This is a genomic window from Halobacillus sp. H74 (genome assembly GCF_052246715.1).
GTDB lineage: Bacteria > Bacillota > Bacilli > Bacillales > Halobacillaceae > Halobacillus > Halobacillus litoralis_A.
This window is the reverse complement of record NZ_JBQQCI010000001.1, coordinates 336,882-361,447: the sequence shown is the minus strand read 5'-3', so window position 1 is coordinate 361,447 and position 24,566 is coordinate 336,882. Positions and strand designations below refer to the sequence as shown.

Below are 24,566 nucleotides of genomic sequence, written 5' to 3'. Positions count from 1 at the left end.
ATGAAGTAGCCGATTAGTCTATTGGGGAGGGCGAACATGAAAGCTGCCTACATAACAAATGAACATGAAATGCTGAGGAAATCATTAAAGAAATTTTTAGATAAGGAAGCTTATCCCTTTTATGAAGATTGGGAAAAACAAGGTGAGATTCCACGTGCTTTTTGGAAAAAGCTTGGTGATCAGGGTTTTTTGTGTCCCTGGTTAGAGGAATCCTACGGAGGGTTTGAAGCGGACTTCGGTTATTCCGTTATCATCAATGAAGAACTTGAGAAGGTAGGGACAGGTCTGATTGGAATCGGATTGCACAACGACATTGTAGTCCCTTACCTGCATGCTTATGGAACAGAAAGTCAGAAGGAGAAATGGCTTCCTCAATGCGCATCAGGGGAGATCGTCACGGCAATTGCTATGACTGAACCTGGGGCAGGATCAGATTTGGCGGGGATAAGGACAACCGCTCACAAAAAAGATGGTCGATATATATTGAATGGGGAGAAGACCTTCATTACTAATGGCATTCATGCAGATTTGATCGTGGTCGTTTGCAAAACGAACCAGAATGCTTCACCTCCTCACAAAGGAATCAGTTTAATCATCGTAGAGGGAGGGAGCCCTGGTTTTTCAAGAGGGAGGAAACTAGATAAAATAGGCCTCCACAGCCAGGATACATCTGAATTAATCTTTGAGGACGCGGAAGTTCCTGCTGAGAATTTGTTAGGTGATGAAGGAGATGGATTCTACTATTTGATGAATCAATTACAACAGGAACGTTTGATTGTCGGCATTGGAGCCATTACAGCATGTGAACGTATGCTTGAGCTTACCATCGCTTATGTCAAACAAAGGACAGCTTTTGGAAAAACGGTTGCTTCTTTTCAAAATACCCAATTCAAATTAGCAGAACTTCATACAGAAGTGGAAATTGGAAGGACATTTTTAAATCGAACCATTGAAGCCCATATGAAGGGGGAAGATGTGGTGAAAGAAGTGTCGATGTCCAAATGGTGGACGACTGATTTAGTTAAGAAAGTAGCCATGGAATGTTTGCACCTTCATGGAGGCTATGGCTATATAGAAGAATATGAAATCGCCAGGCGTTTCCGTGACGCCCCGGTGACGGCGATATATGCTGGTTCCAACGAAATCATGAAAACGATCATAGCCAAAAAGATGGACTTAGTGTAGGAGGAATATCAAATGTATGAAGTGGTCATAGTAGAAGCTGTTCGTACGCCGGTCGGTAAGAGGAATGGAGCATTGAGTCATATCCGACCTGATGTTTTATTTGCGGATGTTCTTAAAGAGTTAGTAGAACGCACCTCTCTTGACCCAAGTGAAGTGGAGGATGTAATTGCTGGATGTGTGAGCCAGGTCGGTGAACAAGCAGGTGATATTGCCCGGCTTGCTGCATTGACAGGAGGATTCCCGATAGAAGTTCCTGGTGTCACCCTCGACCGCCAATGTGGATCAAGTCAGCAAGCGATTCATTTTGGATCACAAGCGATTGCTTGTGGGGATATGGATGTTGTTATCGCAGGCGGTGTTGAAAGTATGTCCCGGGTGCCTATGTTCTCCAATATGAAAGGGACATCTTTTAACGAGAAGCTGACAGACAGATTTGAAATGATTAATCAAGGTCATTCCGCTGAGAGAATTGCGGATAAGTGGGGACTGACTAGGGAAGCAATGGACAATTATGCCGCTGAGAGCCACGGACGTGCTTTAAAAGCAGTAAAAGAGGGTCGGTTTGAAAAGGAAATGATGGCGGTCGATGCTGGTGGAGAGATAGGTATTGTGCATAAAGATGAAGGGCCGAGGCCGGGTACCTCATCCGAAACGCTTGCTTCACTCAATCCTGTTTTCCAGGAGGATGGAAAAGTAACGGCAGGGAACGCAAGCCAAATCAGTGATGGGGCTGCGGCTGTTTTGTTAATGTCCCGTCAGAAGACAGAGGCTTTAGGCTTGAAGCCAAGGTTCAGAATCGTCGCCCGTGCTGTCATAGGGTCTGATCCTACTTTAATGCTGACCGGGCCTGTACCTGCTACATATAAGGTCCTTCAAAAAGCCGGTATAAGTATAGAAGATGTCGATTTATTCGAGGTGAACGAGGCATTCGCTTCTGTTCCGTTGTTTTGGATGAAGGAAACAGGTGTCGATCCTTCTAAATTAAATGTTAATGGAGGGGCCATTGCTTTAGGTCACCCTCTCGGAGCGACAGGCGCTAAACTGATGACCACATTAGTTCACGAATTGGAAAGGACTGGTAAACGCTTCGGATTACAGGCCATTTGTGAAGGACACGGAATGGCAAATGCTACAATCATTGAACGACTGGAGGGGTGAAGATGGATATAAAACATGTTGTAGCTGTGGTAACCGGGGGAGCATCAGGACTCGGGGAAGCAACTGTACGTCAAATAGTCGGCAGGGGAGGCCGCGCCGTCATTGTCGATCGTGATGACACGAAAGGTGTGCAGCTTTCTGCAGAGTTAGGCGCAGGGGTACTTTTCGTGCAGGCGGATGTAACATCCGCAAATGATATTAATCGCATGCTCGATCAAGCGATAGAGTCCTTTGGGCATATCAATGCTGTAGTTAATTGTGCTGGGATTGTGATAGGAGAGAAAGTCGCTGGGAGAGATGGTCCGCATGAGCTGGATACTTTTTCAAAAGTGTTGGAGGTCAATGTGATGGGTACTTTCAACGTTATCCGCCTTGCTGCTGAGAGGATGAAGGCTAACGAACCGATGGATACTGGAGAGCAAGGAGTAATCATCAATACAGCTTCAATCGCTGCGTTCGACGGTCAAATCGGCCAGGCCGCTTACAGCGCGTCGAAAGGAGGAGTGGTTGCCATGACTTTACCTATTTCACGCGAACTTGCCCGTCATGGGATACGGGTGATGACTATCGCCCCGGGGGTATTCGAAACACCGATGTTCCAACAGTTGCCGGAAGAAGCAAGAGAGGCGTTAGGTAGTCAGACCCCTTTTCCCAAGCGGTTAGGGCAGCCGCAGGAATATGCGAAGTTAGCTTTAAGCATTTTAGATAATCCTATGCTTAATGGGGAGGTGATCCGCCTGGACGGAGCCATACGAATGCAAGCGAAGTAAGGGCGTCAGGGAGGAGTCAGCTGTTTTCGTTTTGCAACAAGGGGAAGTTTGAAGCTTATCGGGTGTCGATGTGGTCGCGGTTTTCAAAATCAAACATTAAAAAGGAGTCGATGAAAGATGGGACCAACATTACGGGGTATGTTTGAACAGACGGTAGCCAAACATTCGAATAAAGAAGGTTTAGTCGATTTGCGATTAGGGACGAGGTGGACATTCAGCGAGTGGGATGATGAAGTCAATCGCGTGGCTAATGCACTAAGAGCTTCCGGCGTAGAAAAAGGAGATAAAGTTTCCACAATATTGTTCAACACCTCTGAGTTTGCTACCACTCTTTTTGCCTGCATGAAAATCGGTGCCATTTTCAACCCGATCAACTTCCGGCTTATGGAAAAAGAAATTCAATTCATACTCCAGGACGCCGATCCAAAAGTTGTCCTGTTCGAGAAAGCGACTTCGCTCCAGGTGGTTTCAGTAGCGAAAGAGATGACAGGGGTGGAATTCTGGTCCATCGATGAGGAGGACCTTCCATATGCGTTGAATTATAATGAACGTATCAGTGGGGTGACAAGTGAGCGGCCGGTGTGTGAGCTGGATGAAAATGATCCTTATGCAATCATGTACACTTCGGGCACAACCGGTTTGCCGAAGGGGGTCATTCATACTCATAGAGATATGATCGATCAAGCCTTGATCATGACGGCATGCTTGAGGCTGGAAGAGAATGATCGTGGGCTTACCGTCGCACCGATTTTCCACTGTGCTGAATTGCATTGTGCCTTTTTTCCTCGTGTCATGATCGGGGCTGCAAATGTATTGCTGCACCACTTCGATGCGCCTAAAGTGATAGAAACAGTAAAACAGGAACAGATCACCTCTTTCTTTGCTGCTCCGACCATGTGGAATATGATGCTACAGGAAGATTTTTCGAAAGAAGATTTCCAAACGTTAAGACAAGGGCTTTACGGAGGAGCTCCAATGGCCCCAGCGTTAACGATGCAGCTGCATGATGCCTTGGGGGTACAGCTGCTGCAAGCATATGGAATGACCGAAATGGGTCCTGCAATTACAGCATTGACCGAAGAGGAGCAAATCACGAAAGCTGGATCAGCTGGAAGAGCTCTATTGAACCATGAGGTCCGTGTTGTCAGGACAAATGAACATGGACCAGCGGAGCCTGAAGAGATATGTAAGCCTGATGAACTTGGGGAAATCATAGTCAGAGGACCTAGTATGATGAAATCCTATTACAACAGGCCGGAAGCGACAGAAGAAGCCCTTTATAAAGGGTGGTACCACACTGGTGATATAGGCTCCTTCGATAAAGATGGTTACCTCTGGGTAAGTGATCGCGTAAAAGATATGATTATATCAGGTGGAGAGAACATATATTCAAGAGAAGTGGAAGATGTACTGTTTGACCATCCAAAAGTTATAGATGCTGCTGTCGTGGGAGAACCAGATGAAATGTGGGGAGAGCGGGTAGTCGCCTTTATCGTCAAAAAAGCAGCCGATTTAACAGAGCAGGAATTAGACGAGTTTTGTACTTCGGGGAGTCGATTAGCCCGATACAAGCGACCAAGGCGTTATGAATTTGTAGATGAACTGCCTAGAAACGCGAGTGGGAAATTACAGAAATTCAAATTGAGAGAGCGGAGTACGACGCTCTCTGAATAATAGCAAAAGGGTGCCTTCACTCAGAAGGCACCCTTTTTTTATCGGGAATATTCATTCTCAAGTATGGTATTTATTTCCCGGGCAATTTTCGACATGGTTATTGAATTAATTTTTTAAGTTTTGATACGGGTTGTTTGTCCCTCGCGTTTTCATACTCACGGAAGGGGCACCCTTTTTGATGAACTCTTTCAATAATCGAATGGATGTTGAACGTTTCAGGTGTCAAACACTCTTTTACTTCTGACCAGTACAACGGGGCTGCCACAGAAGCACGATCCGTTGCACGTGTAGAGTAGGGAGCAATAATCGTTTTCCCTTCGGCATGTTGGACGTAATCAATATAAAGACGCCCCCCTCTATTCTTCTTCAGTCTCTCGGTAGTAAAAAGTTCTGGTTCCTGGTTAACAAGTAAAGCGGCGAGTGCCTCTGTGATTTGCCGTGTTTCTTCGTAACTGAAATCTCCTTCCTTTATCGGTATATGAATCTGCATTCCTTTATTACCAGAGGTTTTGATAAAGCTGACCACTTCAAGTTCATCAAGGACGTGTTTGAGTAACCGGGAAGCTGTGACAGCTAGATGGAAGTGGTCCCGATCGGGCGGGTCCAGATCCAGAACGATTTCATCCGGAGAGGCCGCTCCTGCTTTTTCAAATGGGATATGAAACTCAAGGGCTCCTTGATTCGCCAGCCATACGAGCGAGGAAAGGTTATTACACATCATGAATTTCTCCGCGTTTTCTGTCCATTCCTTCAAAAAACCCGGCGCATGATCGGGGTAGTGTTTTTGAAAAAAAGATTCTTGATCAATCCCATCAGGATAGCGGATAAGCGTAAGTTTCTTATTGCTGATGAATGGGAGGATGTAAGGAGCAACCTTTCTTATATATAGTAAATAATCTTCTTTTGTCACCTCAGGCCAAAGTTTTTTAGATGTGTGGGTAGGTTCAAAATCGTCTGGAAAAATGGCCAGGTCCCATTCCAGCTTTTCAGATGTGCATTCTGCGGGGGAAAGATCAAAACGGAACTGGTGGAAGTAAGGCTCACGTAAGTCCCCACCTTGAGCATTCAAACAGTGAATGTCTACACAGATGCTTGGTTCCAAATGCCATTTCCCCTTTTTCTTATACCCCTTGTCTTTGAAAAAGTTGCGCAGGGTTTTTGATTCCTCTCCAGATAATCCGTGCTTGAAACGTCCCAGTAATTCCTTTGTCTGATTATTTTCGGTGGCTGCATCATAATAACCGTTCTCAGGATCGTAGCTGATCAAGAAGCCGGAAACGGACCGCCATTGCTTCCACTTCAACCAATGTTGGACTCTTTCACCGGGTCGATAAGAGCTGGAGATTGATTTAGCTGCAATTCCTTCTGCGAGGTGAAGAAGTGCTTTCTCCTGGATTTCCTCGTGGTTTGTGAAAGTTTCAATTTCCCTGATGTGTGGATGGCTGATTTCCTCAAGTACCGTCCTGAGTCGCTGTTTTCTGTTTGAAAGGGGGGACTTCAAATCTTCAAGGATGTCGAAAGCAAGCAGCGTAGCTGGGCGTTCTGCCGCGTGTCTTTGAATTTTCTCTTTGTTCCTTATCCGGCCTCTTATCTGTAAGAGGGGGAAGTTCGCCTGATAGAGTGTATTCAGTATGACGATTTCCCCATCAATTTTAAGCGGGAGACATGACTCGGGGAATTTCCAATTGGTGATTTCGGGAAAATGAGCACTTAAATCCTTCCCGTTACGACTCCAGAGCTTAATGTCAGATGGAGTAACTTCCAGTATTGCCCGGAATCCATCGTATTTCATTTCATAGATCCATTCTTTTCCCTTGGGAAGTTCGGCAGTAGAGGAGAGTAACATGGGTTTCATAACGTTTTTCCTCCTTAGAACGCGTTTTTTTTAGTTTGTCCAAGTGAAATGGAACATATTTTATGAGATCCGTGAAAAACTAGAGAAAAAGGAGTGTCCGCTATGCACACCATGTGGAAGGGTACGATCAGTTTTGGCCTTGTCAACATACCAGTGAAGCTACACGCTGCTACCGAAAATAAAGACATTAAGCTCCGTCAGCTTCATCAAGAATGCAACTCCCCTGTGGAGTATAAAAAGCGCTGTCCGGTATGTGATCGGGAAATCGAAAGTGAAGAAATCGTCAAAGCTTATGAATATGCAAAAAATAAGTTTGTTGTGTTAGACGACGAAGACCTGGAAGAATTGAAGAAAGAACAGGCAGATAAAGCAGTGGAGATCCTCGACTTTGTTAAATTAGAAGAAATCGATCCCATTTACTTTGAACGCAGTTACTATATTTCACCGAGTGAAGGCGGATCCAAAGCGTATGGGCTGTTACGTCAAGCGTTAGGAGATACAGGGAAAATCGGGGTCGCCAAAATCATCATACGATCAAAGGAACAATTGGCGATTGTCCGTGTCTATGAAAACACTCTTCTTATGGAGACTATCCATTTTCCTGATGAAGTACGCCACGTTCAGGATGTACCTAACGTCCCGGAAGAAGCAGAATTGAGTAAAAAAGAATTGAGCACAGCTGTCACTTTGATCGATCAATTGACAGCAGAGTTCGACCCTGAGAAATATAAAGATGAATACAGAACAGCTTTACTGGATTTGATTGAAGCTAAGAAAAATAATGAGGAAGTTACGACAGCGAAAGATAAGCCAAAGCCAGACAACGTGACAGATCTCATGGATGCGCTTGAGAAATCGTTAGAAAAAACTAAAGGAAACAAAAAGAAGAAAACAACCAAACGGAAAACGACAACTTCCGGCAAAAAGAAATCCTCATAAACCCTTCAATGGTGCGGTTTGTCGAATGAATCAACTGTATTTTCTTTAGTGAATGTAGTATAATAGAAGGTAGAAGCAGATGGTTCGGAGGTATGTGGATGAGTGACCGTACAGAAGAACAAGCCGAACATTTGATGCGTTCAGCAAAAGCATCAATGGCGATTGAAGGGTTTAGTTTAAACCGAAAACAAGAGTCATTAGTGAAGAAATGTCTCACAGGAGCTATTTCACATAAAGAATTCATCAAGCGGGCTCTGGAATTGTCTCGCCATGCCTGAGTCCAGGTATGGGAGTGAATCCTCCCGCTATTGTTATGCCGGAACGAACGTATTGATTAACCACTATGATATTTTGGATGACAAACAACTGGCGTCGATGGAGGCTCTCGTTACGACTCGACGTCTCTCAGAACTTCAAGAAAGGCCGATTGAAGGAGACTTCGATTTACGTCATCTCCAGAGAATCCACGCCTATCTTTTTAAGGATTTATATCCATTTGCTGGAGAGATAAGATCTGAAAACATAGTCAAGGATGGTTTTTCGTTTGCTCAAGCCCGATTTATTCCCTTAGCGTCTAAACCACTTTTCCAGCAGCTGATGATAGAAGACTGGGAACATATGGATCAAAAGATGCTGGCAGGTAAATTGACCTATTATATGGCAGAAATCAATGTCCTGCATCCTTTTCGTGAAGGGAATGGGAGGAGTTTGCGTGAATTCATCCGATGCATAGCTATAGAAGCTGGGTACATTTTAGACTGGGCGGTTGTACCGAAAGAAAGGGTCTTCGAAGTGAGTATAGAATCAGTTAGGCACTCAGGCGAATTATACAAAGTCATCTACCAATCTTTATCACCGAAAAAGGATTCCTCCAGCTAAATTGAAGCTGGAGTTTTTATTTTGCTCCATAGGAGGTGCATTCAAAGAACGGAGGATGTATTTTATGTATGTATCGGATAGTCAGGGTTTTTACTTTGATTTGCTTTCACATCCTAGGTGATAATTAACAGGAAGAAGAGTAGTCTGTGCCTTATGCAATAAATTGCAGTCAATCAAGGGGGATCTATAAATACGATGTGTGGAATCTTCGTTTCAGAAGGAGAAATAAGTTCAGAACAAATGGATGAGGTATTACAATTGCTTCACCACCGTGGGCCTGACGAGGGGAAAGCTGTCGTATCAGGGCGGGTACATCTCGGACACCGCCGGCTTTCAATTATTGGGTTGGATGATGGTATCCAGCCCATTCATAATCAAAGGAAGGACCGCTGGATCGTCTGTAACGGCGAAATTTACAACTATGCTGCTATTAAAGAAAAACTGGCAGAAGATGTCTCATTCTTAACGAAATCAGATAGTGAAGTCGCATTGAAATTGGTAGAGCACCAGGGGCCGGAAGCCATCGGTCAATTAGATGGGATGTTCGCCTTTTTCATCGCGGATGAGCAAAATGACAGTTTCGTTGTGGCACGTGACACATTAGGCATCAAGCCACTATACTATGGAACTGATAAAGAAGGAAACTATGTTTTCTCATCGGAGTTGAAAGCGATCGAAGCGTTTGTAGAAGAAGCGTCCGAATTTCCTCACGGGCACTATTTCACGCCAGAGGAAGGGTTTGTCTGCTACCGGAAAATAGAAGCTCCTGCTAATGAATTTTCGCAAACGCATCTGGAAGAAGTATTTGATTCTATTCAAAGTACGATGATTCATGCTGTCGAAAAGAGGTTGCTCGCAGACGTGGAAGTGGGCGTTTTGCTCAGTGGAGGACTGGACAGTAGTTTGATTGCTGCCATTGCTGCACAGAAACAGCAAGGAGACAAGCCGTTAAAATCTTTCTGTGTCGGTGCAGAAGGCAGTGCGGACGTTATGAACGCCAGAATAGTGGCGGAAGCGATCGGGACGGACCATTATGAATACATTTATACCGAAGAAGAATTGATCGAAGCGGTCTCTGATGTCATTTATCATTTGGAATCCTATGAGCCTTCACTTGTGAGAAGTGCAATTCCGAATTATTTTGTCTCTAAATTGGCAGCAGAACATGTGAAGGTCATTTTATCTGGAGAAGGAGCAGATGAATTGTTCGCTGGTTATGCTTACATGGAAAAATTCCAAGAGACAGCAGCCTTGAACAAAGAAATCATTCGTATTCTGAATACCCTTCACAATGTCAATTTGCAACGTGCAGATCGAATGAGTATGGCCCACTCGATAGAGCTCCGTGTACCATTCCTGGATTTGGAAGTCGTGGAAAACGCATTGCAGATTCCGGCTGCTTTGAAGGTTCATCAAAAAGATCGTATGGAAAAATGGTTACTGAGAAAAGCCTTTGATGGCACGTTGCCAGAAGAAGTACTTTGGCGTAAGAAAGCAGAATTCTCCGAAGGTAGCGGAGCGTTGGATTTACTCGACATGCACGCTGAAAACACGATTTCAGATCAAAAGTTCAATCAAGTGAAAGAAGAAGCCCCGGTAGAGATTCGCTCTAAACAAGAGATGTTTTATTACCAGATCTTCCGTAAGCATTTCCCTAAAGAAAAGATGCTGAACAATGTGGGGAAATGGGCAACAGCATAAAGGTAGCAAAACCGATGTCTTCAGACATCGGTTTTTCTTTTTTCTTTAATTAAAGGTACTTTTTCAACTATAATGGAATGTAACATTATTGAATTCTGAAGAATCTGAATTATATCTTATGACTTAGGAATAAAGGGGGAATGGTAAAGTGGAGGACCGACTCGTTCCTTTCAGAGATGTATGGAAAGCGAAAAAACGGATAAAGTCGATCATTGAAACAACGCCACTCGTCTATTCTGAACATCTATCTGCATGTACGGGAGTGGAGGTGTTTCTTAAACTTGAGCAGAACCACCCGACAGGAGCCTTCAAATTACGGGGGGCTGCAAACAAAATTTTATCCTTGCCTGAAGAAGAGAAAAATACAGGAGTGACGACATTCTCAACGGGTAACCACGGCATAGCAGTGGCTTATGTTGCCAAAGAACTTGGAATCCCTTGTACGGTTTGTATTTCCAATCGAGTGCCTAGTGCTAAGGTGGACCGTCTGAAGAGATTAGGAGCGACTGTAGAAATCGTCGGAAAGAGTCAAGACGATGCAGAGACCCGATGCATCCAGTTAGAGAAAGAGGAGGGAATGACAGTTATCAAACCGTTTGATGACAAAGACATTATTGCAGGTCAGGGGACCATCGGGCTTGAGATCATGGAACAATGCCCGGAAGTAGAAGAGGTCATCATCCCTTTATCAGGAGGTGGTTTGTTGTCCGGTGTCGGTTTATCAATGAAATCGGTGGATCCCTCCATTCGAATTACTGGGGTAACGATGGAAAAGGGGGCTGTCATGCAAGAAAGTTTAAGAAAAGGTCATCCAGTCATCCTCGAAGAAGAAGATACACTGGCTGATAGTCTGCTGGGAGGAATCGGCACAGGGAATCTATTCACTTTTCCTATGACTAGAAAATATATGAATAAAGGCGTACTTGTCTCGGAAGCACAAATAAGAGAAGGATTATTATTTTTACTAGAACATCATAAAATGGTTGTAGAAGGAGCAGCGGCTACAGGGGTTGGTCTTTTACTCAGTGAAGACTATCAACCTGAGAGTCATGTAGTACTTGTTGTCAGTGGTAATAACATCGATCATGAAACAATGACTGGACTTATTACAAGGGTTTAAACAGGGGGAGGGGCTTCTATGGAAGTGACGGTCGATGATGTTTTAGGTCTTCCCGTCTTTAAACAGGCGAAGGTGCAGACGCCATGTCTTAACAGGCAGGTCGAATGGATTTCTGTGATCGAAACACCTGTAGAAAATTTTGTGCGGAACAATGAATTTGTTTTGAGTACGGGTGTAGGGTGTGCGGGCGATATTCTGGCATTAGAAGAGTATGTCATGGATGTTATAAAGGCTGATGCTTCGGCATTGGCTTTTGCTACAGGGCGATATATTTATAAGATTCCAGACAGGATTATCCAACTGGCTGAAGAGCATTCCCTTGCCCTGATCGAGATCCCCTGGGAAGTCAGGTTCGGAGATATAGTGCAGGAAGTCCTCCACCTCATCAGCAGGGAGAGACAGACAGAACAACAAAAGGCGGAAGAAATACGGCAGGAATTGATTAACTGCGTTTTGAATGGCAAGGGACTTCAGGAGATCACCACCATTTTGTACACGAACACGAATATTCCTACAGCGATAAGTGATCATAATAAGCAAATAAGGGCGAACCAGCACTTTGATCGCTATTTCATCGATGTATTGAACGGCCGCGAAGAAGAGCAAAGTGTATTGGTGACAACGGACGTCGCCAGTGACCACCCCCTTGTCCATTATATTGAGACCTATCGGATCGGTGAACACGATTGTCACCAGTTGACGATTTTATCGAATTATAAGAAACAAGGCTACCTTTTATTCAAACCTGAGGAGGGCCAAAAATTATCGTGGGTCGTTCTGAATATTCTTGAACACGCTTTGACCGCATGTGCTCTTTACTTCGTGAAAGAAAATGCGATTGAAATGACTGAAATCCGCCTGAAAGATAATTTTCTTCTTGAACTGGCCAAGAAAGATGTCCAGATGGATAAAGCACTCTTATCAAAGGCTCAATTGTTAGGATATGATTTAGAAAAACCTTATATATGCCTGGTCGGTCACATCCGTTTCGTGCAGCCTGTAGACGACCATATCGGCTCTCCCACTCACTCGGTTCAATCCTCTTCGATGCATAGCCGGAATTACTATATCCAAAAAGAAGTGACCCACGCGGGTGATGTTTTAGAAAGGCTGACGATGACAACATTTGAGGAAGGCGAGGTCATTGTTTATTTAGAAGCGGACCAGCCAAATTTTGAAGAAACCACCAATCAGTTTCTCGACCTTATTGAACGAAGGCTTCACGAGTTGTTAGCAGGAATTACCATCAATTGGGGGATTAGTTGTCACAAAGGGGGATACCGCACGTTTCATCAGAGCTATGAAGAAGCGGTGACGGCTTTGAAGATTGGAAGACAGCAGCATGAAGAAGGGGAGCGGACATTTTTCAGTGACACCAGGATGAATAGACTTCTCATGGCTCTCTCCCATGAAAAGGAAATCGGGAATATTGTGCATGACACATTAAAACAACTGATTGATTATGATCAAAAAAGGCAAACCGAATTGATCCACACCTTTATGATCTACAATAAATACAACAGCAATGTGAGCCAGACGGCGAGGGCGCTGAATTTGCATAGACAGTCGCTGCTTCATCGTCTCCGTAACATTGAGCATTTGACGGGTTTATCCCTGTTGGATGCAGATGACCTCTTTTTGCTGGAATTAAGTGTAAGGTTATGGCTATTGAAAAAGGTGGAGACATAGAGCGCTTCTAAAAAAGGAGGCGCTCTATTTTTTGTCCTCGACGATTTCCTTCAGTTTATCATCATTTTCCCCGCGTCTATGGAGTTTGACCGTCCATTTATCAGAATCTACATCGAATGCCAGCATTTCAACTACAAGGATATCCTCGGTGGATCGGATTTCAGACAAGGCTGTTGATAGGGCTTCTGATGCTTTGAGATCGGCTCCTTCCACCTCACTCATTTCGAGCTCTTGAACTTTCTCGGCTTTCGCCTGTTCAGGAAAAGACTCTAAAATTTCTCCGTCTATCCAAACTTCCACTTGTTTTCCTACCCATGGGTCACTGGAAACTCCAGAGACCCACATCGCCCGTCCTTCCTGAGTGGTCTCTTCATTCATTGAGGTGACAACTAAAATTCTGTCCTCCTCTTGTTCCATGACAAATCCACTCATGTCCGGGGCAGGTGCTTCTTTTTCATCTGCTGGGTCATATTCTTGAGAACTGGATTCTTGAGTTCCACAGCTGGCAACGAGAAAGGAGAAACTGACCAGCAAACCAATCATCCACCAATTTTTCATGAAGATCGCTCCTTTACTTTGTTATTACATGGACGTTTCTTTCATAAAAAAGTTTCACATGACAGATAAATCCGAATTTGTTATGATGAATACCAACCAAGCGAATAATTCTATTAAACTACTAGGGGAGCCTGAATTGGCTGAGAGGAAAGCGAAAAAGCTTTCTGACTCTTACGAACCTGATCTGGTTAATACCAGCGGAGGGAAGTAGTCAGACGATTTATATATCGACTGTCTTCATTCCAAGTCAGGTCCTTCTAGGGATCTGGCTTTTTTGTTTCTCCTCATAAGAAAGGAGGTATACATGCAGCATACACGCCTACTTACTACAATGGCCGTGTTCATAGCCATAGGCACGCTTGGTGCTCAATTCCTATGGTTTCCTGCCGGTGTGGCTAAAGCATATCCTGTCCAGCACGCTGTTAACGTGATGGCTGCGGTGACACTGGGACCTCTCCCTGCTGTCGGCATCGCTTTTTGCATTGGTATTTTAAGGTTTTTGTTAGGTTTAGGTACGATACTGGCTTTTCCGGGCGGTATGGTAGGGGCCCTTTTTGCGGGTCTATTTTACAAAATGTACAGGAAAAAAGCTTCCGCTATTGTCGGAGAAGTGATAGGAACCGGTGTGATCGGTGCTTTTGTAGCTGTACCAATTGCTCAATTGGTGATGGGCAGCTCGGCGGGTGCCTTTGCTTTTTTACCGTCGTTTCTTGTCAGCAGTATCTCTGGGGCAATGATCGGTTGGTTTGTATTGTCTCGGATAGAAGTTGAAAAATATCTCTTACAACCATAATACACGGAAACTACTAGGGGCGCGAGTACTCGCTGAGAAAAGGATAGATTCCTTTGTCCCTCAACACCTGATCTGGGTCATGCCAGCGGAGGGAAGTAGTCCTCAGGATCCTCAAAACCTCCCTCCTGGTAGCTTCCGAATATATCAAGGAGGCTCACTATGTCATTTACTCAACAATTAAAAAATGAAAATCAAGATGTCCTGGAACAAATTTTTGCTCATTCTTTCGTGCAGGGAATAGGGAAAGGCGATGTTCCTCATGAGTCTATAGCTCATTATATCAAAGCAGACTATGAATATTTGAATGCTTTCATGCATGTATATGGCCTTGCGGTAGCCAAGTCTGCACAGAGAGAAGATATAGAACTTTTCAACGAGCAAATCGGTTTCATTCTTCATAGCGAAGTTCACCCCCATCACAATTTCTGTAATGTGATCGGCGTCGATTATGAGGCATTGCAGGGGTATGAACTTCCACCTACCGCAGATCATTACATCAAGCACATGCTCTATCATGCCCACACAGGGAGCCTTGGAGAAATATTAGCTGCTTTGCTTCCTTGTCCCTGGACGTACCTGGAAATTGGGAACGAATTGATCAGGCAGTATCAGCCAAATGATTCTCACCCCTTTTATACATGGATTAACTTCTATGCAGAAGAGGAAGTAGCAGGATTGACAGGTCAGTTATGTGCACGACTGGATAAGTATGCTGAGCAAGCTTCTGAAATGGAGAAACAGCAGATGAAAACAGCCTTCCGGAAAAGCTGTCAATTGGAATTGGCTTTTTGGGAGATGTCTTACACATGTGAACAATGGCCACTAGAGGAGGCGGTGTCACGATGAAACAGATCCCTTGTGCTTTAACCATTGCTGGAACAGACCCGAGCGGAGGTGCAGGTGTCCAAGCTGATTTGAAAACTTTTCAGGAGCTGAAGGTGTATGGGATGAGTGCGATCACCTCCATTGTTGCCCAAAATACCACGGGGGTGAGGGATGTGCACCATATTCCTGTAGAAATGCTTCGGCAGCAATTGCAATCCGTTTCCGAAGATATGCCGATTCATGCTCTGAAAACAGGAATGATTGCCCAAAAAAATATGATGGAAGCCTTCAAAGAGTGGCTAGAGAAGGTGGATGCATTCTATGTGATGGATCCTGTCATGGTCGCCCAAAGCGGGGATCCTTTAATTGAGTCGGAATCACGTGAGTATCTGAAAAAACAGCTCCTTCCTCTGACAACATTAGTGACCCCGAATATCCCGGAAGCAGAACATTTAACTGGAGAAACGATTGAAACGGAAGAAGATATGAAAATGGCTGCAAAACATATCGTGACGGATTTAGGCGCCGGGGCAGCACTTGTGAAAGGTGGTCATTTGAACGGAAAGGCGATTGATTATTTATTCGATGGGAGCCGCATCCAGTCATTTGAGACAGAACGGATCGATTCTGCAAATACACATGGGACGGGTTGTACGTACTCGGCTGCAATTACGGCTAATTTAAGTCGGGGTCATTCACTAGGGAGAGCAGTGGAAGAAGCTAAATATTATGTAACAGAAGCAATCCGCTATTCCTTCGATTTAGGGAAGGGAAATGGGCCGACCAATCATTTTGCTGTACGCGAGGAGGTATTCAACAAATGGTTGTAAACGTGATCGATCAGGTAAGAGAAGCGCGACCACTGATTCACAATATGACGAACACGGTCGTTATGAATTTCACAGCTAATGGTTTGTTAGCGTTCGGAGGAACACCGATCATGTCACATGCAATGGAAGATGCTCCAGATGTTGCTCGGCAATCCAGTGGATTATTACTCAATATCGGTACATTGACAGAAGATCAGGTCCAGGCGATGATCTCAGCTGGGAAAATAGCCAATGACCAGGGGATACCCGTCGTATTTGATCCAGTAGGTGCAGGTGCGACCCCTTACAGGTCAGAGGTGTGTAAACGCATTTTAAAGCACGTGCGTCCGACAGTCATTAAAGGAAATAGCGGAGAACTTGCTCACCTCGTAGGAATCGATGTAGAAACAAAAGGAGTCGATTCTGTCGGGGAAGCAGATGAAGAAACAATTGTCCGAAAGCTGGAAGAAAAATATCGAACCACAATCCTTTGCACTGGAGCAGTAGATGTTCTTTGTATAGAAGGTGAAATTTATAAAAATCATACGGGCCACCCTATATTGACCCAGGTGACAGGAGCTGGGTGTCTGTTAGGCTCTCTTCTGACGGCTGCTCTTACTGTCGAAGCTTCCAGTATGGAAAAGGGGCTGGCTGTTTTAGAGCATTACGGAAGAGCGGCAGAAAGAGCCGCTAATCAGCCTGGTGTCCACGGCCCAGGCACATTCATCCCTCACTTTATTGATGCTCTCTCCTTCGACCCGGAGGAATTAAGATAATGAAGTACCCAGAACGTTTGAGAAAATATTTAGTGATGGGCAGTCAAGATTGCCTGCGAGACCCTTCCTTTATATTGGAAGAAGCGATCCGGGGCGGGGTTACAGCTTTCCAATTTCGAGAAAAAGGAAAGGGCTCTTTAACAGGGACCGATAAATATCATCTTGGCAGAAAGCTGAGAGATATCTGCTGGAAGCATGAAGTTTTGTTTTTTGTAAATGATGATTTCGATTTGTTCAGGGATTTAGACGCAGATGGAATCCATTTGGGTCAAGAGGACATGCACGTGGAGGAAGTACGCCGTGCCTTTCCTTCTACACTGATCGGTTTGTCCATATCTGACGAACGAGAATTAGAAAAAGGCCCTGTAACACTTGTCGATTATTTAGGAGTGGGTCCTGTTTTCTCAACCTCTACGAAAGAAGATGCCAACCCAGTTGTGGGAACTGATTTGATAGAACATGTGAAAGCTGTTCATCCTCATCTCCCGCTTGTCGGAATCGGCGGGATTAATGAAGAGAATGCACATGAAGTGCTCAGTGCTGGAGCGGATGGTGTAGCTGTCGTGTCCGCAATCACCCAAGCGGAAAACATCAGGAATGCAGTGAAAAGTTTATAACAGATAAAAATCCCCCTAGGCGGCTGCCCCGCTTAGGGGGATTTTCTGTATCAGTCCTGCTGGCAAGTAGCAGATGGGGCGGTCAACCAGGTCTTTATTTTAGGTGGAAACCATGGAGAGGTGCCCCGTTGTAAAAAAACTTCCCTTTGGAAAAAATGATTTTATCATCCCTTCGACTGCAATTCCTCTCCAGGATTTAATATCGGAATTTCGATATTCACAGTATCAGGGTATTTGATCCCTGCCCCGGTATTTAACACGACAACATGGTCGTCAGCATTGATCCAATTTGTTTCGCGTAATTTCCTGGCTGCCAGAAAGGCTGCTGCTCCTTCAGGACACACAAAAGCTCCTTCTTTTTGAGCGATTCGTTTTTGTTCGTCGAGGAGGGAGGCATCGTCAACTGCAATCGCACAACCTTCTGTTTCATAAAGGGCGTCGAGCACAAGAAAATCTCCAAGAGCTTTTGGAACATTGATACCGAAAGCGATTGTTTCTGAATTTTCCCAGAAGGAAGAGCTTCTGAGACCCTGGTTCCATGCTTCAACAATCGGTGCGCATCCTTCCGATTGGACAGCGACAAGTCTAGGCATCTTGTCCGACTTGATCCATCCAAGGCGCTGCAGCTCTTTCAAGGCTTTATAAATGCCGATAAGCCCTACACCGCCACCAGTCGGATATAAAATCACGTCGGGTACTTCCCAACCTAATTGTTCAGCGATTTCTAATCCCATCGTTTTCTTGCCCTCAATCCGGTAAGGTTCTTTAAGTGTAGAGACATCATAAAGACCGTGTTCTTCAACAGCCTTCCCGACAATCCTCCCCGCATCACTGATCAGCCCGTCTACAAGATAAAGGTTTGCTCCTGAAAGGGCACATTCATTTCGTGTGATTTTGGGAGCATCGACCGGCATAACAATCGTTGATTCCAAAGATGCTCGTGCCGCATAGAGTGACCAGGCAGCCCCGGCATTTCCATTTGTCGGCATCGCAAGTTCTTTTACACCGAGCTCTTTAGCTTTTGAAACACCGACGGCAGCCCCGCGAGCTTTAAAGGAACCAGTAGGAATGATTCCTTCATCTTTCATATGTAATTGCCGGATATCCATATCTTCTTGAAGAGTAGGAAGAGGAACGAGCGGGCTCATTCCCTCTCCTAAAGAAGTTTTATAAGCAGGATCTTGGAGGGGCAGAAGTTCGTGGTAGCGCCACAGGTCTGCAGGTCGGTCCCTTAAGTCAGCAGGTGACCATTCCTCAGCCAGGGTTTCAAGGTCATATTCAACTAATAACGGGGAGCCGCATGTACATAAATGTTGAGGTTCAGTGACATTGCAGGTCGTTGAACATTTCGGACAAATTAAGTGAGAAACATAACTGTAATTCATTGATTGCATCCTCCTAGTTAAAGTTATTTGTATCATAACATAGAAGTTTTTAGTTGAAGGTGCTGATACCTACAGGTGTTTTTCTACTTTGTATAGAGGACATCTTCAAAACTTCATACACTTTTTACATTACATTAAAAAAAAAGGTTGAATACAATAAAGGTAATAGTTATTAAAATATTCAGACAAAAGATGGAGGGGATGAGATGGTTCTTCCTTTTGACATTTTAGAGTATCATCAACGCCTGCAGGAGACGAAGAAACGAATGGCTGATAAGGGCATAGAAGTACTGTTGATCACAGATCCCGCTAATATGAATTACCTTTCTGGATATGATGCCTGGTCATTTTATGTACACCAAATGCTGGTGATTATCATAGATGAACCTCAACCGCTTTGGATCGGCCGGTACCAGGACGCTAATGGCGCAAGGGTGACCACGTGGATTTATGAGGAGAACGTAATTGCTTACCCTGATTACTATGTCCATTCGAGTGTGTATCACCCGATGGATTTCGTGGCGGAAATTCTAAATCAGATTGGTCATGGAGGCAGGAGGATAGGTGTTGAAATGGACCAATACTACTTTACAGCTATGGCACTTGAACGGTTGAAGAGAGGATTGCCGAATGCCTCATTTGAAGATGCTACCTTACTCGTCAATGGAGTCAGAATGGTTAAGTCTGATCAAGAAATCGAATACATGAGGCGTGCTGCTAAAATCGCTGACCTGGCAATGACTAAAGGAGTAGAGAGTGTACTTCCAGGTGTTCGTGAATGTGATACAGCTGCAGAGATTTATTATCACATGGTCAAAGGGACATCAGAATATGGGGGAGAGTATCCAGCCATCGTTCCTTTGCTGCCGACAGGGGACCAAACATCCATTCCACACTTAACATGGACAGATCGCCCATTTGTAGACGGGAATGCCGTCATTATTGAACTAGCCGGGTGTTATAAGCGCTATCATGTCCCTCTCGCTAGAACCGTCTCGATCGGTCAGCCGAATGAAAAAATGAAACAGGTGGCACCAGTCGTGCTGGAAGGGATTCAAAATGTCCTCGCCTTTGCTAAGCCTGGTGTGACATGTGGGGAATTGGAGGAAGTTTGGAGAAAGAGCATCAAAAAATATGGATTTGAAAAAGAAGCCCGTCTTGGATATTCGGTCGGTCTGAACTATCCTCCGGATTGGGGCGAGCACACGGCAAGCATTCGTAAAGGTGATTCCACAATTCTGCAGCCTAACATGACCTTCCATCTCATCCCGGCCTTGTGGTTTGATACGGACGGTATTGAAATCAGCGAAACTTTCAAGGTGACAGAAACCGGGTGTGAACGGTTCACCACTTACCCGCAAGAGTTGGTAATCCGGGATCATCTGGACCTTAGTGGACAAATCAGCTGAAGGAGGTTTTTCAAATCCGATTATTTGATCGAAAAGATATAGATAAAGTCATACGTCTTGATACATCTTTAGTCAGCATAATCGAAGACGCTTTTACCGACCTGGTAACGAAACAAACACAAATGCCTCCGATTATGCGTGTGGATGTGCCTGAACACAATGGAGAACTGGATATTAAATCTGCCTATATTGAGGGAGATGACAGTTTTGCTGTCAAACTTTCCTCGGGTTTTTTCAATAATTCTGAATTAGGGCTGCCGAGTGCAAACGGAATGATGATTTTAATCGACAGCCGGACAGGGCGGCCGCTTGCTGTGTTGGCAGATGAGGGTTTACTGACTGAGCTTCGTACGGCTGCTGCTGGAGCAGTTGCTGCTAAGTATTGCAGCTCAGAAAACACTCGGAAAGCTGGGATTATCGGAACTGGAGCTCAAGCGAGGTTACAGCTGAAAGCTCTTGCCTTAGTCCGCCCCATAGAGAGTGCCTTTGTGTATGGACGGAAGACGGATCACGCCCGCAGTTTTAAAGTGGAAATGGAAGAGGAGTTAGGAATTGGTGTGAAGATCTGTAATTCAGTTAAAGAAGTGGTCGAACAAAGTGATGTCGTCGTCACGACCACTCCTTCAAAAACTCCGTTGATCTATTCAGATTGGCTGCACCCTGGTCTGCACATTACCGCAATGGGTTCAGATGCGGAGTACAAACAGGAACTGGACGCCTCTGTGTTAGAAAAAGCAGACCTGGTCGTATGTGATGTGAAAGCCCAATCCATGAGGTTAGGCGAGTTACGATCATGTGGTCAGTCTCCTGTCCTGGAGCAGGCGAGGGAACTTGGATCATTGACGAGCGGCCGTGATGATGGTCGAAAAAGCGAGGATCAAATTACTATATGTGATTTAACGGGGACAGGAGTGCAAGATACCGCCATTGCCCGTCATGTGTATTCATTACTTGTAACTGAGGAGGACGTTATCCATGAAAGAAGCTAAATTTAGCACAAAGTCCATTTGGGCTGGAGAGAAAGAGCAATTGGCTTTTGGAGCTACACAGGTGCCTGTCGTACACAGTGTTTCGTTCGGATATGACGATATGGATGAATGGTACGAAGTGGCGATCGGAAATAAGCCGGGTCACATTTATGGCCGGAATACTAACCCCACCGTTCAAGCATTTGAGGAGAAAATCCGTATTTTAGAAGACGCTGAAGCAGCCACTAGTTTTTCTACGGGGATGGCCGCCATCAGCAATACGCTCAGTACTCTGTTGTTCCCTGGAGATCGCATCGTATCGATCAAGGACACTTACGGGGGGACGAACAAAATTTTCACCGAGTTCCTTCCCAAGCAGCAAGTGGAAGTTGTTTTATGTAATACGGGCGATCATGACGCGATTGAAAGGGAAGTTGCAAAAGGATGTAAAGTGCTTTATTTAGAAACTCCGACCAACCCTACTGTTAAAATTACAGATATCGAACGGATGGCCTGCGCTGGTAAAACTGTAGGAGCTAAAGTGGTCGTCGACAATACATTCGCGACCCCCGTGAACCAAAACCCGTTGAAACTCGGAGCAGACCTTGTCATTCATAGTGCGACTAAATTCCTCGGAGGACACGCGGATGCTTTAGGAGGGTCTGTCTGCGGGGACAAAGAATTGGTGGAGGCGATTTATCACTACAGGGAGATCAATGGAGCGACCTTAGATCCAATGGCAGCTTATTTGTTATTGCGAGGGATGAAGACCTTAAAACTACGTGTCGAACAACAAAACAAAAACGCAGCTGAAATCGCTGAATATTTAAAGACATTTGATATGGTCGAAAGTGTGTATTACCCGGGGTTACCAGAGCACCCACACCACGATATTGCGAAAAAGCAAATGAGCGGGTTCGGGGGAATGCTGAGTTTTGCTGTGAAAGGCGGGGTAGCCACTGTCCGTGATTTGCTGCCGAGGCTTCAATATGCGAACAGAGCAGCTAACTTAGGCTCTGTAGAGACGGTCGTCGGACCATCTAGGACGACAAGTCATGTCGAATGTACACCTGCAGAACGAGCAGCAATGGGGATACCTGAAGGGCTGATCCGATATTCTGCTGGTATAGAGGATATCGATGATTTGAAACAGGATCTTGCTCAAGCGTTTCAATCCATACAAACATATGCGAAGCGGTAATGAAAAAACGGGCTGTGAAAATCAAAAAGGCGGGCTTAGTCACTAGAGCTGAAGCTTTACAGAAACAATTGGTGACCTGGAGAAGGGATTTTCACCAATATCCTGAACTTAGTTTTCAAGAAAAAAGAACGAGTGAAAAGGTTCTCTCAGTACTACAGAATCAAAAAGCATACTCCATTGACTCAGGTGTAGGCGGTTATGGAATCATTGCGACATTGAAGAATGGGGAGGGACCGACGATAGGTTTGCGTGCTGACATGGATGCTTTGCCGATAGGGGAACAGTCTTATCGGCCATGGTCTTCTAAAGCCCCTGGTGTTATGCATGCTTGTGGTCACGATGCCCATACAGCCATCTTAATGGGGGTCAGTCTTCTTCTGGCTGAAGATGCAGCAAAGGATCAATTCAAAGGTACAGTGAAGTTGATTTTTCAACCAGCTGAAGAGAGTTGCGATGAAAACGGAGAGACAGGTGCGCTGAAAATGCTTCATTCAGGCAAACTGGATGATTTAGATGCCGTCCTTGCCCTCCATATGTGTCCATGGCGTCAAACTGGCGAAATTCAGTATCATGATGGTCCGAGTATGGCGAATAATGATGAATTTCACCTGACGATCAAAGGAAGTGGCGGCCATGCCGGTTACCCCCATCATGTTCAGGACCCCATCTGGATGGCTACGTATATCTTACAGGCATTGTATAGCTGCAATGGCCGGAAAGTGGATCCCTTGGAGGTAGGAACAATCAGCGTCGGGCAAATTCATGCGGGTGAAGCGAACAATGTCATTCCACATGAATTGGAAATCAAAGGGACAATGAGGTCTTATACAGATGAGGTCAGAGAAAAACTTATCACTGAAATCCACCGGATAGCCAATATTGTGACCGCTTTAGGGGGAGGTCATGACCTTCGTATTTTTAAAGGAGAGCCCGCCCTTCTCAATGATTCTTCTATTAATGAAATTATCAGAAAATCTGCAGGTTCCATGAAGATTTTTAATGAACCATTCGGTATGGGGAGTGAGGATTTCAGTCATTTCACAAGACAGACACCAGGTGCGATGTTTTTCCTTGGCTGTGCATTAGAAAATGAAAGGAAATTGCATCGTCCGGACTTTGACATTGATGAAGCAGCAATGGTTGATGGAGTCCGGATTTTGATGGAGAGTACTTACCGTTTATTGGAGCGAGGAGGAGAAGAATGACAATAAAAGTAGCATTCATCGGATTCGGTGGTGTCGGGCAGGCGTTGGCAGAAATCTTTATCGAAAAGAAAAAAAAACTTATAAATGCTCATGATATGGACGTTTCAGTTGTAGCTGTTGCTGATTTGATGAAAGGCTCCATTTATCGCCCGGGTGGTCTTGAGGTGAAAACCGTTTTAGAATGTGTCAGGAATGGCGGTTCTGTTGAAACATATCCAGATGACCACCAGACAATAAAAGGATGGAGCAGTATCGAAACAATTGAACGCTGTAATGCAGATGTCATCGTCGAGGTGACATACACGGATGTCCGGACAGGAGAGCCGGCCATCACCCATTGCCATCGAGCATTTGAAAAAGGAAAGAGTGTCATTACGACAAATAAAGGTCCAGTGGCTCTGGCATATAAAGAGCTTACAGAAAAAGCCGAAGCTAACAACGTCTTTTTTGGGTTCGAAGGTACTGTAATGAGCGGGACACCGGCATTACGTCTCCCGGTAGAAACCTTGGCAGGGAACCATATCAAAGAAATCAAAGGCATATTGAATGGGACCACCAACTTTATTCTTACCGAAATGGAAAAAGGTATGGAATACGACAAGGCATTGGAAAAAGCTCAACAGTTAGGTTATGCCGAAGCGGATCCGACCAGTGACGTAGAAGGCTATGATATCCGCTATAAGACAGCGATTCTTTCCAGCCATGTGCTGGGTATGCCGATTTTGCACACAGATGTTTCTTGTGAAGGCATTACTAACTTGACGATGGCCGATGTGAAAGAGGCTCTTAAATATGGAGAAAGATGGAAATTGATCGCCCGGATCATAAACAAAGGGGATACTGTCAAAGCAACGGTTAAGCCTGAGCGAATTCCTATTCAGGACTCTCTGGCAGGTATCTCAGGGGCAACGAATGCGATCGTCTATGAATGCGATCTTTCAGGTCCCATTATGCTTACTGGAGCCGGTGCAGGGCTCAAGGAAACGGGCTTTTCATTACTCATTGATCTGATCCATTATAAAAAGCAACAAACACTTGCCAAAATCTGAG

General features: G+C 44.9%; 23 protein-coding genes and 2 riboswitches. Of the genes, 20 read left to right on the top strand and 3 right to left on the bottom strand.

Features of this window, described 5'->3' with window-relative positions; translation table 11 throughout:
• Positions 1-36 precede the first annotated feature (36 nt).
• From ACTWPX_RS01730 to ACTWPX_RS01715, 4 genes are all read left to right on the top strand, one after another.
• Positions 37-1,185, top strand: coding sequence for an acyl-CoA dehydrogenase family protein (locus ACTWPX_RS01730; RefSeq protein ID WP_443118249.1), 1,149 nt, complete (start codon positions 37-39; stop codon positions 1,183-1,185).
• A 12-nt stretch (positions 1,186-1,197) separates the two neighbouring features.
• A complete protein-coding gene (locus ACTWPX_RS01725) occupies positions 1,198-2,343 on the top strand; it encodes a thiolase family protein (protein WP_443118248.1) in 1,146 nt (381 codons plus the stop codon).
• A gap of 2 nt (positions 2,344-2,345) precedes the next feature.
• Positions 2,346-3,113 carry a 3-hydroxyacyl-CoA dehydrogenase gene (locus ACTWPX_RS01720; protein ID WP_443118247.1) on the top strand — a complete coding sequence of 256 codons (768 nt, stop codon included), beginning with the start codon at positions 2,346-2,348 and terminating at the stop codon, positions 3,111-3,113.
• Positions 3,114-3,230: 117 nt separating this feature from the next.
• Positions 3,231-4,787 (top strand): fatty acid--CoA ligase, encoded by a 1,557-nt coding sequence (locus tag ACTWPX_RS01715; protein ID WP_443118246.1) that lies wholly within the window; start codon positions 3,231-3,233, stop codon positions 4,785-4,787.
• 97 nt (positions 4,788-4,884) lie between these two features.
• Here ACTWPX_RS01715 and ligD read toward each other — a convergent pair whose 3' ends face one another.
• On the bottom strand, positions 4,885-6,642 hold the full coding sequence (gene ligD / locus ACTWPX_RS01710) for a DNA ligase D (RefSeq protein ID WP_443118245.1): 1,758 nt from the start codon (positions 6,640-6,642) through the stop codon (positions 4,885-4,887).
• 102 nt (positions 6,643-6,744) lie between these two features.
• On the opposite strand from ligD, the gene ku reads away from it, so the two are divergent.
• From ku to ACTWPX_RS01680, 6 genes are all read left to right on the top strand, one after another.
• Positions 6,745-7,581, top strand: a complete 837-nt coding sequence (ku, locus tag ACTWPX_RS01705; protein ID WP_443118244.1) for a non-homologous end joining protein Ku — start codon at positions 6,745-6,747, stop codon at positions 7,579-7,581.
• Between the two features lie 98 nt (positions 7,582-7,679).
• Positions 7,680-7,859: a hypothetical protein gene (locus tag ACTWPX_RS01700; RefSeq protein WP_443118243.1), complete on the top strand. Its 180-nt coding sequence runs from the start codon at positions 7,680-7,682 to the stop codon at positions 7,857-7,859.
• Positions 7,852-8,460, top strand: coding sequence for a Fic/DOC family protein (locus tag ACTWPX_RS01695; protein WP_443118242.1), 609 nt, complete (start codon positions 7,852-7,854; stop codon positions 8,458-8,460). The genes ACTWPX_RS01700 and ACTWPX_RS01695 overlap by 8 nt, the downstream gene beginning before the upstream one ends.
• Before the next feature lie 195 nt (positions 8,461-8,655).
• Positions 8,656-10,161: an asparagine synthase B gene (asnB, locus tag ACTWPX_RS01690; protein WP_443118241.1), complete on the top strand. Its 1,506-nt coding sequence runs from the start codon at positions 8,656-8,658 to the stop codon at positions 10,159-10,161.
• Between the two features lie 148 nt (positions 10,162-10,309).
• Positions 10,310-11,281 carry a hydroxyectoine utilization dehydratase EutB gene (gene eutB, locus ACTWPX_RS01685; protein ID WP_443118240.1) on the top strand — a complete coding sequence of 324 codons (972 nt, stop codon included), beginning with the start codon at positions 10,310-10,312 and terminating at the stop codon, positions 11,279-11,281.
• A gap of 18 nt (positions 11,282-11,299) precedes the next feature.
• Positions 11,300-12,970, top strand: coding sequence for a PucR family transcriptional regulator (locus ACTWPX_RS01680; RefSeq protein ID WP_443118239.1), 1,671 nt, complete (start codon positions 11,300-11,302; stop codon positions 12,968-12,970).
• Between the two features lie 24 nt (positions 12,971-12,994).
• Here the strand turns inward: ACTWPX_RS01680 and ACTWPX_RS01675 are convergent, their stop codons facing one another.
• Positions 12,995-13,528 carry a DUF3221 domain-containing protein gene (locus ACTWPX_RS01675; RefSeq protein ID WP_443118238.1) on the bottom strand — a complete coding sequence of 178 codons (534 nt, stop codon included), beginning with the start codon at positions 13,526-13,528 and terminating at the stop codon, positions 12,995-12,997.
• 113 nt (positions 13,529-13,641) lie between these two features.
• Positions 13,642-13,751, top strand: a riboswitch (TPP riboswitch).
• 81 nt (positions 13,752-13,832) lie between these two features.
• Between ACTWPX_RS01675 and thiW the strand changes: the two genes are divergently transcribed.
• The 5 genes from thiW (at position 13,833) to thiE (ending at position 17,348) form a co-directional block, all read left to right on the top strand.
• The gene (gene thiW / locus ACTWPX_RS01670) at positions 13,833-14,321 is read left to right on the top strand and encodes an energy coupling factor transporter S component ThiW (RefSeq protein WP_281974408.1); all 489 of its coding nucleotides are present in this window, start codon (positions 13,833-13,835) and stop codon (positions 14,319-14,321) included.
• 5 nt (positions 14,322-14,326) lie between these two features.
• A riboswitch (TPP riboswitch) is annotated at positions 14,327-14,432 on the top strand.
• A 48-nt stretch (positions 14,433-14,480) separates the two neighbouring features.
• Positions 14,481-15,167 (top strand): thiaminase II, encoded by a 687-nt coding sequence (gene tenA / locus ACTWPX_RS01665; RefSeq protein WP_443118237.1) that lies wholly within the window; start codon positions 14,481-14,483, stop codon positions 15,165-15,167.
• Positions 15,164-15,976 carry a bifunctional hydroxymethylpyrimidine kinase/phosphomethylpyrimidine kinase gene (thiD, locus tag ACTWPX_RS01660; RefSeq protein WP_443118236.1) on the top strand — a complete coding sequence of 271 codons (813 nt, stop codon included), beginning with the start codon at positions 15,164-15,166 and terminating at the stop codon, positions 15,974-15,976. Before tenA ends, thiD begins: the two co-directional genes overlap by 4 nt.
• Positions 15,967-16,731 carry a hydroxyethylthiazole kinase gene (gene thiM, locus ACTWPX_RS01655; RefSeq protein ID WP_443118235.1) on the top strand — a complete coding sequence of 255 codons (765 nt, stop codon included), beginning with the start codon at positions 15,967-15,969 and terminating at the stop codon, positions 16,729-16,731. Before thiD ends, thiM begins: the two co-directional genes overlap by 10 nt.
• Complete coding sequence (gene thiE / locus ACTWPX_RS01650) at positions 16,731-17,348, top strand: thiamine phosphate synthase (RefSeq protein WP_443118234.1); 618 nt, start codon at positions 16,731-16,733, stop codon at positions 17,346-17,348. Before thiM ends, thiE begins: the two co-directional genes overlap by 1 nt.
• Positions 17,349-17,512: 164 nt before the next feature.
• Here thiE and ACTWPX_RS01645 read toward each other — a convergent pair whose 3' ends face one another.
• Positions 17,513-18,733, bottom strand: a complete 1,221-nt coding sequence (locus ACTWPX_RS01645) for a threonine synthase (RefSeq protein WP_443118233.1) — start codon at positions 18,731-18,733, stop codon at positions 17,513-17,515.
• 206 nt (positions 18,734-18,939) lie between these two features.
• On the opposite strand from ACTWPX_RS01645, the gene ACTWPX_RS01640 reads away from it, so the two are divergent.
• The 5 genes from ACTWPX_RS01640 to ACTWPX_RS01620 are packed head-to-tail and all read left to right on the top strand — an operon-like array spanning position 18,940 to position 24,565.
• The gene (locus ACTWPX_RS01640) at positions 18,940-20,142 is read left to right on the top strand and encodes a M24 family metallopeptidase (RefSeq protein ID WP_443118232.1); all 1,203 of its coding nucleotides are present in this window, start codon (positions 18,940-18,942) and stop codon (positions 20,140-20,142) included.
• Positions 20,139-21,131, top strand: a complete 993-nt coding sequence (locus ACTWPX_RS01635) for a cyclodeaminase (RefSeq protein WP_443118487.1) — start codon at positions 20,139-20,141, stop codon at positions 21,129-21,131. The genes ACTWPX_RS01640 and ACTWPX_RS01635 overlap by 4 nt, the downstream gene beginning before the upstream one ends.
• A complete protein-coding gene (locus tag ACTWPX_RS01630) occupies positions 21,118-22,311 on the top strand; it encodes a cystathionine gamma-synthase family protein (RefSeq protein WP_443118231.1) in 1,194 nt (397 codons plus the stop codon). Before ACTWPX_RS01635 ends, ACTWPX_RS01630 begins: the two co-directional genes overlap by 14 nt.
• A complete protein-coding gene (locus tag ACTWPX_RS01625; RefSeq protein WP_443118230.1) occupies positions 22,311-23,516 on the top strand; it encodes a M20 metallopeptidase family protein in 1,206 nt (401 codons plus the stop codon). The genes ACTWPX_RS01630 and ACTWPX_RS01625 overlap by 1 nt, the downstream gene beginning before the upstream one ends.
• Positions 23,513-24,565 (top strand): homoserine dehydrogenase, encoded by a 1,053-nt coding sequence (locus ACTWPX_RS01620; protein ID WP_443118229.1) that lies wholly within the window; start codon positions 23,513-23,515, stop codon positions 24,563-24,565. Before ACTWPX_RS01625 ends, ACTWPX_RS01620 begins: the two co-directional genes overlap by 4 nt.
• Position 24,566 lies beyond the last annotated feature (1 nt).